Here is a 15,863-nt window from a genome sequence, read left to right on the forward strand (position 1 = left end):
CAGCTTGCGCCTGACAGAAATAGCAGCAGTTGCTAATCTTTTCTACCTTGACGGCTAGCTGTTTGAATGTACAGAATGATTAGAAAAACACTGGGAACCAATACAAACAGAATGGTTGCCACAAACCCTAAATCGTTAACTTCCATGAAGACGCTCGCCTCTATCGGAAAATAGGAAAACACACACAACTAGGATATCACTCAAAGGCAAAAGGCAAACTCGAAGACAGAAGAAGAGCTGACGGACAAGCGTCGAAACCCGCTTTCTGCCTGGATGCCTCCCTGCCCAATGTCTGATTTGTCCTAGAAACCAAGTTTCTTTTCCTAGCCCGGCAAAATGCGTGATTATACAGTGAAATAGGAAAAAAAAACAAAATTATTGCATTCTGCATTTTTCTTTCCTTCTGCATTAGAGCATCTCTAGCCTTCTGCCTTCAGAGAGTCACGGCTTAGTCTTCACGCTCACCGGGCCGTTGACCGTAGCTTGACAAGCCAACCGATAGTTTTCGGGCTTTTTCTTGAGCTTGCGGTTCTCAAAGTCAGTGCGGGGCGACAGATTTTCACTGCCCTCGACAATTTCCACAATGCAGGTGCCGCATTGACCGTAGCCCCCGCAATTCATCATCTTTCCCGAAAATGTATACAAATCGATGCGGTTTTCTAGAGCTTTGAGCCTCAAATTGGCTCCGTCTGCTGCGATGACTTCCTTATTTTCCTTCACAAACTTGATATTGGCCATTGCCGATTCCTTAACGCAGTTGACATCGAACTCTATTACAAAATATTAACTAATGTGTCGGACGTTTAATACCCGATGTCTAATTACCTGTGTGATTTAAGGTGCGCGGGAGCGTAGCTATCCCGAGCAGGAATCGCCCCAACCCAATCTCAAGGAGCATCCGAGAGGTTATTCGTAGGAAGATTGCTCACAGCCCGCTGGAGAGACGAAAGCCCCAGGTTGTAGGTGACAATTGCCGACAATCGGTTTCTCTCAGCCCTAGTCAAATCAGTTTCCGCCTGAATCACATCCGTCTGAGTACCCACACCAGCTTGAAACCGCAGCCTCGCCAGACGCAGAGCTTCCCTTGACTGCAAAACCCCCGCCTCAGAAGTTTCGATATTCTCAAAACTCGACTCCAAGCCAAAATAAGCTTGTTCCACTTCCCGCCGCACCTGGTTGCGGAGTTGGTCAAATCGACTTTCGGCGATCGCAATATCAGCATCCCGCTGTCTCACCCTCGCGTTCGCCGCGCCCCCGTCGAAGATACTCCAAGTCAGACTCGCCCGGATCGAATAACCATCTGCCCAGCCGCGAGTAGCAAACCGGGCAGGGTCGTCAGGGTCTATTCCCAGCACGTTGTAACTACCCCCAACACTCAGTTGAGGCAAACGCCCCGCCTGAATCGATCGCCTCTGCTGCTTGCTGATATCCCTCTGCACCAACTGCTGTTCCAACTCGGGGCGATTCTTAAAAGCCTGCACGATACTCTCTTCCAAAGACAGCCTCCAAGAGCCCGCTTGCTCTACCGGATCGGCCGCTGTCAAGTTCGCCGACTGGCTGATATTCAAAATCTCAGCCAGACGCCGCTGGGCAACTCGCTGATCGCGACGGGCTACTGACAGTTGTTGCACTTCGTTAGCCAAATTTGCCTGAGCCTGCAACACCGCAAACCGGGTTCCCACCCCTGCCCGTTCCAGGGCTTCGGCATCCCGCAAACTTTGCTGGGCATTTCTGACCGAAGCTTGGCGGATGGCAACTTGTCCGTCCGCGTTTTGCAAGTTGTAGTAAGCCTCAGCAGTGTCGAAGCGCAGTTCCTCGGCTTGGCGTTCCACATCCAGTTCCCGAAGGCGCAACTGTTCCTCTGCCGCGCGGATGTTAGCCCGCCGCCTTCCGAACAAATCGACATCGTAGTTCAACTGCAAAGTGCTGTTGAGACTGTTGCTGCCGAAATTTGGCCCGGCTTCGCGGGCGGGCTGCCCTCGGCTAGCCTCAAAGTTGAACTGGCGCTGCCGAGCCCGGATTCCGAGTTCTCCGCCGGCAGTCACAGACCGGCTGGCGTCCATTTGAAAATTCAGGTCTGGATAAAGAGCAGCTTGCTGTTCGCGCAAAGCGGATCTGCTTTGTTCTACTTGCTGTCCGGCGATTTGCAAAACTTGGCTGTTGCGGCGGGCGAGGTCGATCGCCTGCTGCAAGGTAATTGGCTCAGTTTGCTCGATCCTGACATCCTCCGGGTTTGTCGGAAACAGCAGCGGATTCGGGTTGGGTTCCAGGGAAGCCGGAGGCTTGGTGTCTAAAATGCCCTTCGGAGGGAGAGGGGGGAAACTTTCGTTCGGAGTGCCCCGGAGAATTGGTACCGGGGAACTCGGCACAGGAACATTGTTGAGAGGGCTAGGGGAAGGCTGCTGAGTCTGTGTCGGTTCCAACCCTCTAAGAGGCGTTGCACCGGCCTGAGACAGAGTTGATGGGGAAGCCGGAGCAGCCTGTTGAGGCTTTGATGCTTGCTCGGGCCCGGTTGGGGGAGTTGATGCGATATTTCCTCCCCCTGGCTGCTGAGACTCGGAGGTTTGAGGGTTAAGGGCGATCGACTGTTCGGGCTGTGATGCTGATTCTGCCGCTGTGTTCGAGGTCGATCGAACATTCTGCCCTAATTCGAGCTGATTGCTAAGGGCCAAACTGTCCTGAGATTCAGCCGGAGACTGTGCTGAAGCACTCTGTGCGGCGTTGCCCAAAGTAATTGCAGCGCCCACTCCGACTACGATGATTTGACGAAAAACACGCATAATTTTTTAATTACTCTGCAATCCTAGAGACAATTTTAGAGCAAGATTGAGGTCTCAATTTTCTAGTCTGTAGCCTGAACTCGACGGTTACAAGTCACAATTACCCTACTCATCTTAACTTTTGAATGTTCGATTCAAAATTTAGAATTTAACTTCAGCATTTGCCAGACCGATCGCCGCCGAGATTAGTTCCTCTACTCCGCTCACCGGCAAAATCCGGGTTTTCAGCGAGCTGGCGAGCTGTTCTAGGGTCATGTCGTCGAGAAAACGCGGTTCCCCCTGTTTTAGCATCACCGACGGCAGCAGGATGCCATCTCCCAAGTCTCGCCCCTGCAAAGCTTCGAGCAAATCTTGCCCGGTGAGCAAACCCGTAACAGTGATAGTTTGTCCCCAGTAGCGGCTGCACAGTGCTGCCATGTTGACGGACAAGCCGGGAATTTGGTTTAGTTGTTGTACGATCGGCTCAAAAGCTTTTTCAACAGCATTCCCCACCACCCAAACCAACTTGCGCGGCGGGTTAACTGGCATCGGTTGCAGCTTCTCAAAAGCCGTTTCAAACTGCTGGATAAACTGGCGGATAGATCCCACACCGTTACCAATTTGCGGATAATCTTCGTAATCAGCAGCCGACGGCAAATCTAAACCAGCTATTAAAAACCACTCGTCAGCCAGCCAAATACAGCGCGATTTTGACCTTCCTAACAAGCCATTTAAATCTTCTCCCCCCCTTAGCAAGGGGGGGTTGGGGGGGGTCGATTTTGAATTCTGCTTTTTAGCTTTTCCGCCGCCTTTTCCTGTACTTAAAAGCACTTGAATTTTCTGCACTTGCTCGATGACTTCTCGCGCTTTTTCCGCAGTTACTGCAATTAATTCATCTTCCGGAGGGCGAAAGCGAGTTAAACCCACCGGCACCACAGCCACCGATGCTACAGCAGGAATATTTCCAGCATGAAACTTTGCCAAATCTAACAAAGTGCGTTCTAAATGTTCGCCATCATTAATACCGGGACAAACAACTACTTGAGCGTGAATTTGCAAGCGGCGTTCTTGAAACCATTTGATTTGTTCGAGAATCTTGCCAGCGCGGAGATTTTTTAACAGCCTAATTCGCACTTCCGGTTCAGTAGCGTGCACCGAAACATAAAGAGGAGAAAGCCGCATTTGTTCGATTCTCTCCCACTCTTTTTGATTTAGATTGGTGAGAGTAAGATAGCTACCGTAAAGAAAACTGAGGCGGTAGTCATCATCTTTGAGATAGAGAGTTTCCCGCTTCCCCGGAGGCTGCTGGTCGATAAAGCAAAAAGGGCAGCGGTTGTTGCACTGAATTAGTCCATCGAAGAGAGCAGTTTCAAATTCCAATCCTAAATCTTCGTCGTACTCTTTATCGATTTCTAACTTGTGGGTTTTGCCTTTACTGTCTAAAACTTCTAGTTCGAGAAATTCATCGGCGCACAGGAATTGATAGTCGATCAAGTCGCGGGGTTTTTGACCGTTGACGGCGACGATTGAGTCTCCGGGTTCAAATCCCATTTCCGCGCAGATGCTGTCGGGGATAACTTTGGTGATTAGGGCTGGTTTAATTGACGATTCGCTCATAACTTCGGAATTAATTGTTAGGTTAGATTGAGGATTTTACAAAAATTGTTAAGGTTTCATGTGTAAATATAACCCTTATACTATCTTCCCTTCACCTGTCTAAATTATACCAATTTTAGTTTAGTTTAAAATGCTGAAGGCGAGTAAGAATGGGTTTACATACATCAGCAACTTGCGGTATTCTAGATTAGATAGTGTATTGTACCGCATCTGCGACACAATTATAAGTTAGCTTGAAACAATCAATGGTAGAGCTATGAATGAGTATATCGACCTTTACTGTGAGCGGCTCATTCCTGGTTTATGGAGCGAGCCACTGAATGCTATTTCCAATGTGTCTTTCATTATTGCAGCATGGGCTATTTGGCAATTAGCTCAGCGACACCACAAAATATCCCCTGGTATTTGGATACTGATTGCTTTAGCCACCAGTATTGGTATCGGAAGTTTCCTGTTTCATACATTTGCAACGCGATGGGCAAATTTACTAGATGTGATTCCTATTCTGCTCTTTCAGCTTTGTTTTATATGGCTTTACAGTCGTCGGGTAGTTAGGATGAATTCAGGATATGCAGGAGTATTACTTGCAGCATTCTTTTTTGTTAGCGATTTTAGCAAGCAATTTACAAATCTTCTCAATGGTTCTCTTTCGTATGCTCCTGCTTTTTTGGTTTTGCTCGGACTAGGAGTGTATCACTATCGACAGCAAAAGCGCGAACCATTCATTATATTAGCAGCAACAGGTGTCTTCCTATTAGCCCTTGCATTTCGTACTCTCGATCGCGCAATTTGCCCTTTCTTTTCACCAGGGACTCATTTCCTCTGGCACCTTTTTAATGGTGTTTTGCTGTACCTGTCAGCAAGAAGCCTGCTCTTAAATTGGTCAGAGGAGTAAAAAATTAAAACTCAAAGTAATAGAGCGCATACTCACTCTCAGGTTCCTACGATCGCATACCACAAACTCACCATCAGGCACAAACTCGCTAAATGCTGTGGAATCAAAGATTTAATCGACCGCTTGGCAATTTTTTGAGTCACCAATATTGTGACTAATAATGATACAATCAAAGTTAAACCTTGCAAGAAACTAATCACCGCTGGATCGCCGATAAAACTGGGTAAATCGTCTCTAATTTGTCCGAAAGTGGCAAAAGTTACAGGAATCACTCGCCCGCCTTCCTGCAAACCCAATCGCCAATAGTGAGCCAAACTACCGCCCCAGACTAAGGGTAAATAACCGTAGGCGAGAGAGACAAATGAGAGGGGTTTGTAGGTTGTAAATGGCACGGTTTCTGCTTGTCCCAATCGATAAATTGCCTGTATAATTGCGTAGGCAATTAGGGGAATCATCGGCGGGATAATTAACACTGCGATCGACAGTCCTAAATGAGGTAAAAATTCCTCTAAATTGATGCCCAGCCCCAACAAACTATTTATCTCCGGCAAGCGATGCAGATAGATACCGCCCAACAATAGAAATAACAGCGCGATTTCATAACTGTGGGGAACGTGGGTAGTCCATAATTCGATGCCGGGAGGGCGCAGATTTAATTCTACCGATCTATGCGGACAAGCTTTCAAGCAAGTCATGCACAACACGCAATCTTTATTATCGGTTAATTGGGCGGGATGGGAATAAATCGGACAGCCATTAGTAGTTAATCCTTCCCCCAAGCCGGGGCCGCCTTTGTAACATTGGTAGGTGCTGCATTCCGCCCCGCAGGTTCCTTGTTGGGCGCGAAGTTCGATAATTGAGAGTTTAGCAAATAATCCATTCATTCCCCCGATCGGGCATAAATAACGACACCAAAATCGCCGCTCGAAGATGAGGGAAAAAATTACCGCGCCAGCCGTAATTAGCAATAACAAACAACTGGATAAATAGGCGGTATTTTCTAAATTCCACAACTCTTCCCACAGAAATATCAGAGTAAATAGTCCGAAGAGAAACCAGCCGCCCCATTTTTCTGCTTGTTGGCGCGGCCATTTATTGAGAGTGCGCGGGAAAATTTTCAGCGATAGTTTTTGGACGATTTCCCCATAAATCATAAACGGGCAAAAAGCACACCACAATCGCCCGATGATGGGGAATAATAATAAAATTAACGGCCACCACCACGCCCAAAAGATATTTAGGGCAAAATTATGCTGTCGATCTTGGGGAGCGACAAACAGGGTAATTACAACTACGGCAAATACCCAAGTGGTAAACCAATAATTCACGCGATCGGGATACCAATCGCTGCGTAAAAATTGCCGAAATTTGGGATATATCTTCAATAAATTAAGCCGAAATTTTTGTTGCTTCGCAGCCTGCGCCCAGAATACTTCTTCCGTTAATACCTGACTCCCCTGTGCTTGAACTAAAGCGCGATCGACCATTCCCTGCAATTCCTGTAAATTCCCGGGAAAATCGTAGGCTTGCAAGCGGCGAATTGCTTCCGGTGTGACTTGGGGTCTGACTAATTTCTTTTGGCGGGAAAAGATGTTGAGATAATAGTTAACTTGTGCCTCTAAATCTGCTTTTCGCACCCGCAATGACGGTACTTTAATCTTGTGTTGCGCCAGCTTATCTAGCTGGGGCAAGACCATTTCTGAGATTAAAATTATCCGCGCGTTGCTAGAACGCGGCGGTGGTGGTATTTGTCCTTCCTTGACAACTAGCGTATAGGTTCCATCGGTTAATAATTGCTGAATTTGGGGGCATAATTGAGCGGGTAATTCTTGCACGTCATTTAAAATTAACGTACCTTCTCCCAACCATTCCAACAGCCCCGGCTTGCCGCCCAAACGCCCGAATAATTCCGCTCCATTAGCCTGAAGCAAGGCACTTTTGATCTGAATAATTGGCTCGTTGCGGCGATGGGAACCGAAATGAATTAAAGCAGCTAAATTATCTTTTTCTAAACCAGGTTCGCCAGAGATTAATACCGATCGCCCGTCACTCGATGCAGCCCGAACTTGTTGGCGCAATTTTACCGCATAACGGCTGTTCCCAATGACTCCCCGTTTTGCCCGGGGTACTAGATAGCTGCGGAGGGCATTTTGACGCTCGCGTTCGTAGGCAATTTCTGCTTCTAACTGTTCTAATTTCGCTGCCAAGCGTTGAGCGTAGGCTTCGGTAATGCGTGGATATCTTTCTAGCAAATTGCGCCAGCGATCGGCACTAATTACCCAAAATTGACACTCTGTCCGAGTTATAATTCGACTGTCGGCAGGTTGCGATCGCTGGAGGGCAGATAAATTGACGATCGCCCCCGGCAACAAACTACTCCCCCACATTAATCCCGGTTGTTTGCGGCGATAGCGATCGGCTTGTCCTCGTTCTAGGATATAGAGATGAGTGATTGGTGTATCTTCGATTACCACTCGAAATCCAGGGGGATAAGTTGACATTTCCATTTCACCGGCGATCGCCTGTAAAATCTCGCGGGATAATATGCCTAATTCGGTGCTCGATTCGAGCCAGTTAACTAATGTTTCGGTAGACATCGCGCTTCGTCGGCGAAAGCCGAATCGTGGTGGTTGGTGTAGGATATATATTTTTGTGCTGCATCAATATTAACTGCTGGGAACGACTAGCATTTTGAGTTTGAGTGTGGTGTTAATTTTCTGTCTTCAGCATAGCCGATCGACACTCCCCGCTCTAATATATTTTTTGCACGTCCTCCTGCAATCTGCACGTTAAAAGTGATTCCAGGTAGCCGAGGCTGCCATCCGAGTCGCACCGCTTGCCGTATCCATTGTGCTACATCAGAGGGTCTTACTGGTTTCACTTCTTGCGTGGAAACCATCTGCCATACTTTTACCTCTTGCGGCAATCCATCTGCAGGTTTTACCGGTATAAATTCACAGTTAGTTTGACTCCAACCTTGAGGATGAGGTCGATCGGTGAGGATAACTAACACCGATCCTGGTTGTTCAGCGTGTTCGACAGCAACATGAAGATGTCCGCAGCCGGATTCTGCTTGCGTATTAGTAGCTTGTCTTCGGATTAGCCAGATGAAAGCCTCCTCATCCATTGTAGGAATTAGCAGCAGCACTTGAATTGCGATCGGCATTACCTAATTCCTATTTCCAGCTAACTATAGCTTTGCTTTCTCGCCAACAATCACAGCGATCGGAACCGCATAATGAATTTCATTTCCTCGTTCGTGTGCGCCAACCCCCAGACTGTCAACACCAATATCCTCTCTAAAAATTTGTCGCAGCTTATTGTCATCGCCGGGATTTGGGAAAGAAGCAGCTAACTGCTGTTCAAGCTCTAATTCTACCTTGTAAAATGCCAACTTGATATTTTGAAGATTGGCATCCGCGACTAATTTAGGCAACTCTTCCAGAGTCAAGGCGCGAGTATGAGATGGATCGCGGATTTTCTCAATATAGTTGTAAGTATCCACTTTGTCCGGCGGCATCGCCACATCAGCAATCAGAATTCGACCGCCCGGACGACACACGCGAACCATCTCCGACAGCACAACATCTGGCCGCAAAAAATGATGGAAAGCGTAACGACTCAGAACAATGGAAAAACTATCATCGGCAAATGGTAGCGTCTCGATATCGCCTTGCTGCCATGAGAGATTAGTCAAGTTTTTTTGCTGTGCCAAAATCTGGGCTTGTGCGATCATCGCTGGTGTTAAATCAATGCCAGTAACGTGACTGGCAACTTCCGCAAAAGCACAACTAACAATACCCGGGCCGCAAGCAACATCTAGAACTGTGTCTTTGTCAGATACACTCGCCATCTTCATCAGTAAATCCAGAGATTCTTGATTTGTGTGAGCGTACAAGTTAGAGAATGGAATTGCCTGACGAGTGAACTGGTCGATGATGGATTCCTGATGTGCGGTCATGGTTTGTGACACGGGTAAAGGACTATGTTTGCAGTTTAGCATTACGCATTGTTTTGAGTCTTAGCAGTTTGTAGAAGCTTTAACATGGTATCTGCTACTTCAACCGCCTCATTGGGCTATCGCACAATTATATTCTGTCATTGTTGGCGGCTAACTTGTAGTCAGGAGCGACTAAAGCCACTCCTGCAATGTTTATTTCACCTATTAAATATTTTTAACTGCCCCACCTGCGATCGCCGTTAAAATTGCCACGCCAAAAGCCAGCCGATACCACACAAACACCCACGTATTTTGAGTTTGCAGGAACTTCATCAGCCACGCGATCGACAAATAAGAAAACACAAATGCCGAAATCGTTCCTACTATCAAAGCTGCAACTCCAGCATCGCCGACTCCTTCTCCCAAAGCACCCTTCAATTCCACTAATCCAGCCAGAGTAATTGCCGGAATTCCCAATAAAAAAGAAAACCGCGCGGCGGCGGGTCTTTCCAATCCTATCAACAATCCTGCTGTTAGGGTAGAACCCGATCGCGAACACCCCGGAATCAATGCCATTGCTTGAGCTAATCCCATCAAAATACCGTCTTGAACAGTTAATTTTTCATAAGTGCGATTGCGCTTGCCAATTTTTTCTGCTATTGCTAACAGCAGCGACATGACGATCGAAGCAATGGCGATCGCACCCAAACTTCTTAGCGGGGACTTGTCAAAATCTGGAACCAATATCTTGATTAGCAGCCCAAAAAAGACTACAGGTATTGTTCCCAAAGCAATGCCCAATGCGATCCGAAACTCTTGCGAATTGTAGTCGCGCCGCACCACGGCATCTACAGCACCAAAAGTTATAGTTGTCAAGTCTTTCCAGAAATACCAAAGCACTGCGACAATGCTGCCCAACTGAATAACAGCAGTATAAGCAACCCCCGGATCGCCCCATCCCAGGGCGATCGGCACTACCTTCAAATGAGCGCTGCTGCTGATGGGCAAAAACTCTGTTAATCCTTGTACAATTCCTAAAACAATCGCCTGCACCAGATTGATTTGAGTCTGGCCGGAAACATCAGCAGCGGGAGTTTGGGCGAGGAGTGCGTCAAGCAAAGCTATCATTAGTTGTAAATTCCCAGTTGTCAGTTTCTAGCAATCAGTTGAGTTTAATATCTTGCACCCTTATGGGAAGCTAGAAGACCACCCCACCACAAATAAATTTTATTGTGGCGCGGACAGTTCCAGTCTGCCCTTGAAAAGCCATCGCAAATAGCGATCTTCGGGCTGTAGAATCGCCTTGTCGATCGCCACTATCAGCAATTTACGATCGTAGAGCCGAAACTACTTTAACCTACTCAACAACATTTGCCTACATTTTGCTGATAAACTTAGGAAAGTTTTTGCATCTGATTTCGCTTTCGTTACAGCAACTGCCCACAACCTATGATATTTCCTGAGAACAAAAATTCACTTGTTACTGCTGCTTCTGGCATCCGCTGGCTGAGGCGAATCTTGTCAGCCAGTCTGTTAACAGTGGCGATCGCACTTAGCTTCATACTGCTAAGCGGCACTGCGCCCGCCTTGGCAACTCTCACCGACGATCGCTTCGACGGTACAATATTTGCCCTCTACGCCGGCAACGGTTCCCTAGTTCCTCCTAAAGTCAAGATTGCAGATTCTTTCAAACGCCATAAACCCGTATTGTTAGTTTTTTACACTGATGACAGCAGCGACTCCAAGCAATACGCGATCGTCGTCTCTCAACTCCAAGAATTTTACGGCCGCGAAGCCGATTTTATCCCCGTAACAATTGACTCTTTGCCTCCGGAACCGTCACCAGAAATCACGGAACCCAGCCATTATTACGAAGGCTTCGTACCTCAAACTGTCATCCTAGACCAATCGGGAAAAGTAGTTTTTAACGAAAAAGGACAAATACCGTTTGAGCAGGTAGATGATGCTTTTCGGAAAGTATTTGACTTGCTGCCTAGAGAACAATCAATCCCTCTAAAACGCCGCATTGTGAACGAACTTAACGTCGAATTATCGAAGTAAAATGTGGCAATAAGTAATATCGATTCCGGTTGCACCGGAATTATTGTTGACTGTTGACTGTTGAATCGGGCTAGAAAAACAGAATGGTTGAGTGTTAACTGTTGACTCGATTTTATTATGCCGATGCAACCGGAAAGGATATAAGCTAACTTCCATAAACGAAATACTTCCGAGGCCCGACTTCTTGCACAAGTCAGGTCTCGAACAGCTATCAAACCAATTCAGTATTAAAAATGAAGTCGGAAATCAAAATCTTATTAATCGCGGTTCTGACGGTATTTTTTGTTTTAAAAACTGCCGAAGTTGGGCGATCGATAATTAGCGCTTTTCCTGACAGCAGTTCCCGCAAACCTTTAGCTTTAAATCAATATACAGGCGTCGCCTATCTTGATGGGGCTTTGTGTACTGGTTCGCTGCTAAGGGGAGGTTTGTACGTTCTCACAGCGGCCCACTGTCTGAACGAAGGCGGAGTTAAGGTTCCTGCTGAAACGGCAATTAAAGCAATTTTTAAATTGCCTAGCGGTGAAGTTAGCATCCCCGTTAGCAAATATTATATCCATCCGGGCTGGACTGGTTACGAATCGGAGGTTGGCAACGATATTGCTATTTTGAAGCTGAAAAGGGTCGCGCCGCCAAGTATCGAACAGTACGAGATAAATAGAAACAAAAATGAAGTGGGTAAAGTATTGACAAAAGTTGGATACGGATATATTGGTTTAGGTGCAAAGGGACAGGATGAAAATTCTAATTCTGAGGCGAAAAGGTATAGCGGACAGAATCGCTATGATGCTTTAATTGATGTTTTGAAAGATGCTACAGAATCAGATATGTCGCAATTGGTTTTGGGAAGTCAATTAATCTTTGATTTTGACGCGGGAACTAGCGAACACGATGCTTTGGGGAGGCATTTTCCGAGGTTGCGCGATCGCGGTTTGGGAAAAAATGAGATAGCTACGGCTAGCGGAGATTCGGGCGGGCCTTCGTTTGTTGACGGGAAGATTGCGGGGATTAGTTCTTGGGGTTATAGCGATCGAGGATTTTTCAAAACAAACATCAGCGATATTGATAAAATTGACGATAATGGCAGTTTTGGGGAAATTTCCGGCGACACGCGGGTATCATTTTATGCAAGCTGGATCGATCGGGTGACAAAAAATCCCTGATAGGGTTTTAGTTTAATTGCGGGGTAGTGGTTTACTATGCTTTCACCCTTCCAAAAGCTGTAGTTTCAATCCCTAATAGGGTTTTAGTTTGATTGCGGCATTAAACCCCGCATACAGTGCCATAGCCTTTTTAAGAGTTTCAATCCCTAATAGGGTTTTAGTTTGATTGCGGCAAGCTGAGGGCCACAAAATGGGATCAATGCAAATATTAGTTTCAATCCCTAATAGGGTTTTAGTTTGATTGCGGCCTACCACGCCGACGCATGGAAGTTAGCTTATCCTGTTTCAATCCCTAATAGGGTTTTAGTTTGATTGCGGCAGTACCGCGTCAGTTGGGCGTGGCTTGAGTTTGATGTTTCAATCCCTAATAGGGTTTTAGTTTGATTGCGGCGATATAGCGTTTACGATGGCTATTGGTACTTCCAGTCGTTTCAATCCCTAATAGGGTTTTAGTTTGATTGCGGCAAAAATCGGTATATTTCCCAACCGGGTAGCCCCGGTTTGGTTTCAATCCCTAATAGGGTTTTAGTTTGATTGCGGCCCAAAGCCATGTTGGCGCCGATCGCAACTGTGCGGTTTCAATCCCTAATAGGGTTTTAGTTTGATTGCGGCCTATGAGGCCCTAAAGCTGAAGGATTGGGCTCTAGTTTCAATCCCTAATAGGGTTTTAGTTTGATTGCGGCCGACCCCCCTTAAAAAGGGGGGTTTCGGCTGTTAGGGGGTTTCAATCCCTAATAGGGTTTTAGTTTGATTGCGGCCCAGCCGCTCAAGCTCTTGGCTGGCGGGTAATTGTTTCAATCCCTAATAGGGTTTTAGTTTGATTGCGGCTCTAGGGTGAAAAGCTTGAATTCTTCCGAGAGGTTTCAATCCCTAATAGGGTTTTAGTTTGATTGCGGCTATCACTCCGGGCCCCTCACACCGGAGATGGTGGTTTCAATCCCTAATAGGGTTTTAGTTTGATTGCGGCGGGGCGATACCAGCAAGCACCACCATTAATCAAGGTCATGTTTCAATCCCTAATAGGGTTTTAGTTTGATTGCGGCTGAAAAGTCATTGGCGCGGGCGGAAGCGACGCTTCCTGTTTCAATCCCTAATAGGGTTTTAGTTTGATTGCGGCTATATTTTAGCCTGAAACTCGTTGAGAGAAATCAAACAATGTGAGTTTCAATCCCTAATAGGGTTTTAGTTTGATTGCGGCTCTGCTTGTCCATTTATAGCTTAAGTACCCGTTGTTTCAATCCCTAATAGGGTTTTAGTTTGATTGCGGCGCTTACAGAGTTTAAAGCTTGGGCTAGCGCAGGGTTTCAATCCCTAATAGGGTTTTAGTTTGATTGCGGCAAATGGTGGAAACCTGGGGGGATGAAAATCAAAGTTTCAATCCCTAATAGGGTTTTAGTTTGATTGCGGCAACAAAGCGACTGTTGCTGATGTTCCGAGTGAGGTTTCAATCCCTAATAGGGTTTTAGTTTGATTGCGGCTTGGATGCCTCAAAATCAAATCCTTCCCGTTGTTTGTGTTTCAATCCCTAATAGGGTTTTAGTTTGATTGCGGCTGAATATCGTGGTTATCAATGCTATAAGGTTTTTCCAAGTTTCAATCCCTAATAGGGTTTTAGTTTGATTGCGGCATAATTTCCAAATTGGAGAAAAGTTTACTAGCAGTTTCAATCCCTAATAGGGTTTTAGTTTGATTGCGGCAAATTTTGTTCCACATCAGTCTTTGAGAATTGATTCCCGAGTTTCAATCCCTAATAGGGTTTTAGTTTGATTGCGGCATGAAGATATTGAATATTACGATCGCCTTGTGATTGGTTTCAATCCCTAATAGGGTTTTAGTTTGATTGCGGCTATACTGGCAGCCTTCTGGCTGGAGTATTGGTGGTTTCAATCCCTAATAGGGTTTTAGTTTGATTGCGGCCCGCCACGACAAAGTATCGAATTTCAAATTTAATGGGCGTTTCAATCCCTAATAGGGTTTTAGTTTGATTGCGGCAAACCCACAGCCCCCACACCAGCCCGCGAGAGCACAGTTTCAATCCCTAATAGGGTTTTAGTTTGATTGCGGCTTGGACCACCGCCGAGGGGAACTGCAACAACTACGCCCAGTTTCAATCCCTAATAGGGTTTTAGTTTGATTGCGGCTAAACTGCTGGTGTCCGAATCTGCTCCTACCAACAAGTTTCAATCCCTAATAGGGTTTTAGTTTGATTGCGGCTCGGCCCAATCCTCCGGCTGTTTCAACAGCACCACAGCCCGTTTCAATCCCTAATAGGGTTTTAGTTTGATTGCGGCTAGGCTTCCGGGGTGTTCCACTAATTTGAGCGGGTTTCAATCCCTAATAGGGTTTTAGTTTGATTGCGGCAAGAAATAGAGGTTTTGGTAAACCTCAGCCGGAAACACTTAGTTTCAATCCCTAATAGGGTTTTAGTTTGATTGCGGCGCTGGTAATCTGATCTCAATGAATGAAATTAAAGAAGTTTCAATCCCTAATAGGGTTTTAGTTTGATTGCGGCTCAAAAATTACGCAGGCATAATCAGCAAGCTTGCACGTTTCAATCCCTAATAGGGTTTTAGTTTGATTGCGGCTGAAGATAATTATTATATATATACTAAGGGGTCAAACGTTTCAATCCCTAATAGGGTTTTAGTTTGATTGCGGCACGAACGACAGATAGATCTCAATCAAGACGAAGCGTTTCAATCCCTAATAGGGTTTTAGTTTGATTGCGGCTTGCGATTAGTTAGTCAGCCCCACGAGAATTTAGGGTTTCAATCCCTAATAGGGTTTTAGTTTGATTGCGGCGTTACGCTGGCAATCCCTTCTACTGTCACCCACACGGCGGCGGGTTTCAATCCCTAATAGGGTTTTAGTTTGATTGCGGCCAGAGCGTAAATTGTGCAATTGCTCGGTAATTCCATACGTTTCAATCCCTAATAGGGTTTTAGTTTGATTGCGGCCTGGCTCAGCTCAATTATGAGAGGAGCAATGTAATATGTTTCAATCCCTAATAGGGTTTTAGTTTGATTGCGGCAATAATCATAAAGCCACCACTGAAGAAATTATGAAGTTTCAATCCCTAATAGGGTTTTAGTTTGATTGCGGCCGACGTTGGCAGACCAATTGGTCGCAAAATACAATTGTTTCAATCCCTAATAGGGTTTTAGTTTGATTGCGGCCCGCCGAATTCCGCCAGATTGAATGGCTTTGGAAGTTTCAATCCCTAATAGGGTTTTAGTTTGATTGCGGCTCGCCAAAGCAACGCCTGGGAGGTGGTAGAAGGGAAAGTTTCAATCCCTAATAGGGTTTTAGTTTGATTGCGGCTTGTACGCGGGGCGCTTGGTGTTATTTTTTTGGGTTTCAATCCCTAATAGGGTTTTAGTTTGATTGCGGCTGGATCGCATCCCTCGACCTCTGGCAACAAATCAAAA

The 15,863-nt window shown here is 46.2% G+C and carries 11 protein-coding genes and 1 CRISPR repeat array (1 of these 12 only partly in view); of the genes, 3 read left to right on the forward strand and 8 right to left on the reverse strand.

Going from position 1 to position 15,863, the window contains the following annotated elements; translation table 11 throughout:
• Positions 1-32: 32 nt before the first annotated feature.
• From psbM to OSC7112_RS20845, 4 genes are all read right to left on the reverse strand, one after another.
• The gene (psbM, locus tag OSC7112_RS36000; protein ID WP_015177760.1) at positions 33-146 is read right to left on the reverse strand and encodes a photosystem II reaction center protein PsbM; all 114 of its coding nucleotides are present in this window, start codon (positions 144-146) and stop codon (positions 33-35) included.
• Between the two features lie 295 nt (positions 147-441).
• Complete coding sequence (locus OSC7112_RS20835; RefSeq protein WP_015177761.1) at positions 442-738, reverse strand: 2Fe-2S iron-sulfur cluster-binding protein; 297 nt, start codon at positions 736-738, stop codon at positions 442-444.
• Positions 739-887: 149 nt separating this feature from the next.
• Positions 888-2,780, reverse strand: a complete 1,893-nt coding sequence (locus OSC7112_RS20840; protein ID WP_015177762.1) for a TolC family protein — start codon at positions 2,778-2,780, stop codon at positions 888-890.
• Between the two features lie 141 nt (positions 2,781-2,921).
• Positions 2,922-4,376, reverse strand: a complete 1,455-nt coding sequence (locus OSC7112_RS20845; RefSeq protein ID WP_015177763.1) for a DUF512 domain-containing protein — start codon at positions 4,374-4,376, stop codon at positions 2,922-2,924.
• 256 nt (positions 4,377-4,632) lie between these two features.
• Here OSC7112_RS20845 and OSC7112_RS20850 point away from each other — a divergent pair, with 256 nt between their 5' ends.
• Positions 4,633-5,271, forward strand: a complete 639-nt coding sequence (locus OSC7112_RS20850) for a ceramidase domain-containing protein (RefSeq protein WP_015177764.1) — start codon at positions 4,633-4,635, stop codon at positions 5,269-5,271.
• A gap of 38 nt (positions 5,272-5,309) precedes the next feature.
• Here OSC7112_RS20850 and OSC7112_RS20855 read toward each other — a convergent pair whose 3' ends face one another.
• The 4 genes from OSC7112_RS20855 to OSC7112_RS20870 form a co-directional block, all read right to left on the reverse strand.
• Positions 5,310-7,868, reverse strand: a complete 2,559-nt coding sequence (locus tag OSC7112_RS20855; protein WP_015177765.1) for an AAA-type ATPase lid domain-containing protein — start codon at positions 7,866-7,868, stop codon at positions 5,310-5,312.
• An 86-nt stretch (positions 7,869-7,954) separates the two neighbouring features.
• Positions 7,955-8,437: a hypothetical protein gene (locus tag OSC7112_RS20860; protein WP_015177766.1), complete on the reverse strand. Its 483-nt coding sequence runs from the start codon at positions 8,435-8,437 to the stop codon at positions 7,955-7,957.
• A gap of 24 nt (positions 8,438-8,461) precedes the next feature.
• Positions 8,462-9,274 (reverse strand): class I SAM-dependent methyltransferase, encoded by an 813-nt coding sequence (locus OSC7112_RS20865; protein WP_223300657.1) that lies wholly within the window; start codon positions 9,272-9,274, stop codon positions 8,462-8,464.
• Positions 9,275-9,436: 162 nt separating this feature from the next.
• Positions 9,437-10,339, reverse strand: coding sequence for an undecaprenyl-diphosphate phosphatase (locus OSC7112_RS20870; protein ID WP_015177768.1), 903 nt, complete (start codon positions 10,337-10,339; stop codon positions 9,437-9,439).
• Positions 10,340-10,660: 321 nt separating this feature from the next.
• Here OSC7112_RS20870 and OSC7112_RS20875 point away from each other — a divergent pair, with 321 nt between their 5' ends.
• The gene (locus OSC7112_RS20875) at positions 10,661-11,272 is read left to right on the forward strand and encodes a thylakoid membrane photosystem I accumulation factor (RefSeq protein ID WP_015177769.1); all 612 of its coding nucleotides are present in this window, start codon (positions 10,661-10,663) and stop codon (positions 11,270-11,272) included.
• 233 nt (positions 11,273-11,505) lie between these two features.
• Positions 11,506-12,435, forward strand: coding sequence for a trypsin-like serine protease (locus OSC7112_RS42595; RefSeq protein ID WP_015177770.1), 930 nt, complete (start codon positions 11,506-11,508; stop codon positions 12,433-12,435).
• Positions 12,436-12,497: 62 nt separating this feature from the next.
• Positions 12,498-15,863: direct repeats of the CRISPR family, unit length 37 nt; unit sequence GTTTCAATCCCTAATAGGGTTTTAGTTTGATTGCGGC (it continues 3,654 nt past the right edge of the window).

Origin of the sequence: Oscillatoria nigro-viridis PCC 7112 (assembly GCF_000317475.1) — a bacterium.
Taxonomy (GTDB): Bacteria; Cyanobacteriota; Cyanobacteriia; order Cyanobacteriales; family Microcoleaceae; genus Microcoleus; species Microcoleus nigroviridis.

Coding starts and splice junctions, on each gene's coding strand:
- psbM (WP_015177760.1), bottom strand. CDS start 146: ATGGAAGTTAACGATTTAGGGTTTGTGGCAACCATTCTGTTTGTATTG.
- OSC7112_RS20835 (WP_015177761.1), bottom strand. CDS start 738: ATGGCCAATATCAAGTTTGTGAAGGAAAATAAGGAAGTCATCGCAGCA.
- OSC7112_RS20840 (WP_015177762.1), bottom strand. CDS start 2,780: ATGCGTGTTTTTCGTCAAATCATCGTAGTCGGAGTGGGCGCTGCAATT.
- OSC7112_RS20845 (WP_015177763.1), bottom strand. CDS start 4,376: ATGAGCGAATCGTCAATTAAACCAGCCCTAATCACCAAAGTTATCCCC.
- OSC7112_RS20850 (WP_015177764.1), top strand. CDS start 4,633: ATGAATGAGTATATCGACCTTTACTGTGAGCGGCTCATTCCTGGTTTA.
- OSC7112_RS20855 (WP_015177765.1), bottom strand. CDS start 7,868: ATGTCTACCGAAACATTAGTTAACTGGCTCGAATCGAGCACCGAATTA.
- OSC7112_RS20860 (WP_015177766.1), bottom strand. CDS start 8,437: ATGCCGATCGCAATTCAAGTGCTGCTGCTAATTCCTACAATGGATGAG.
- OSC7112_RS20865 (WP_223300657.1), bottom strand. CDS start 9,274: ATGCTAAACTGCAAACATAGTCCTTTACCCGTGTCACAAACCATGACC.
- OSC7112_RS20870 (WP_015177768.1), bottom strand. CDS start 10,339: ATGATAGCTTTGCTTGACGCACTCCTCGCCCAAACTCCCGCTGCTGAT.
- OSC7112_RS20875 (WP_015177769.1), top strand. CDS start 10,661: ATGATATTTCCTGAGAACAAAAATTCACTTGTTACTGCTGCTTCTGGC.
- OSC7112_RS42595 (WP_015177770.1), top strand. CDS start 11,506: ATGAAGTCGGAAATCAAAATCTTATTAATCGCGGTTCTGACGGTATTT.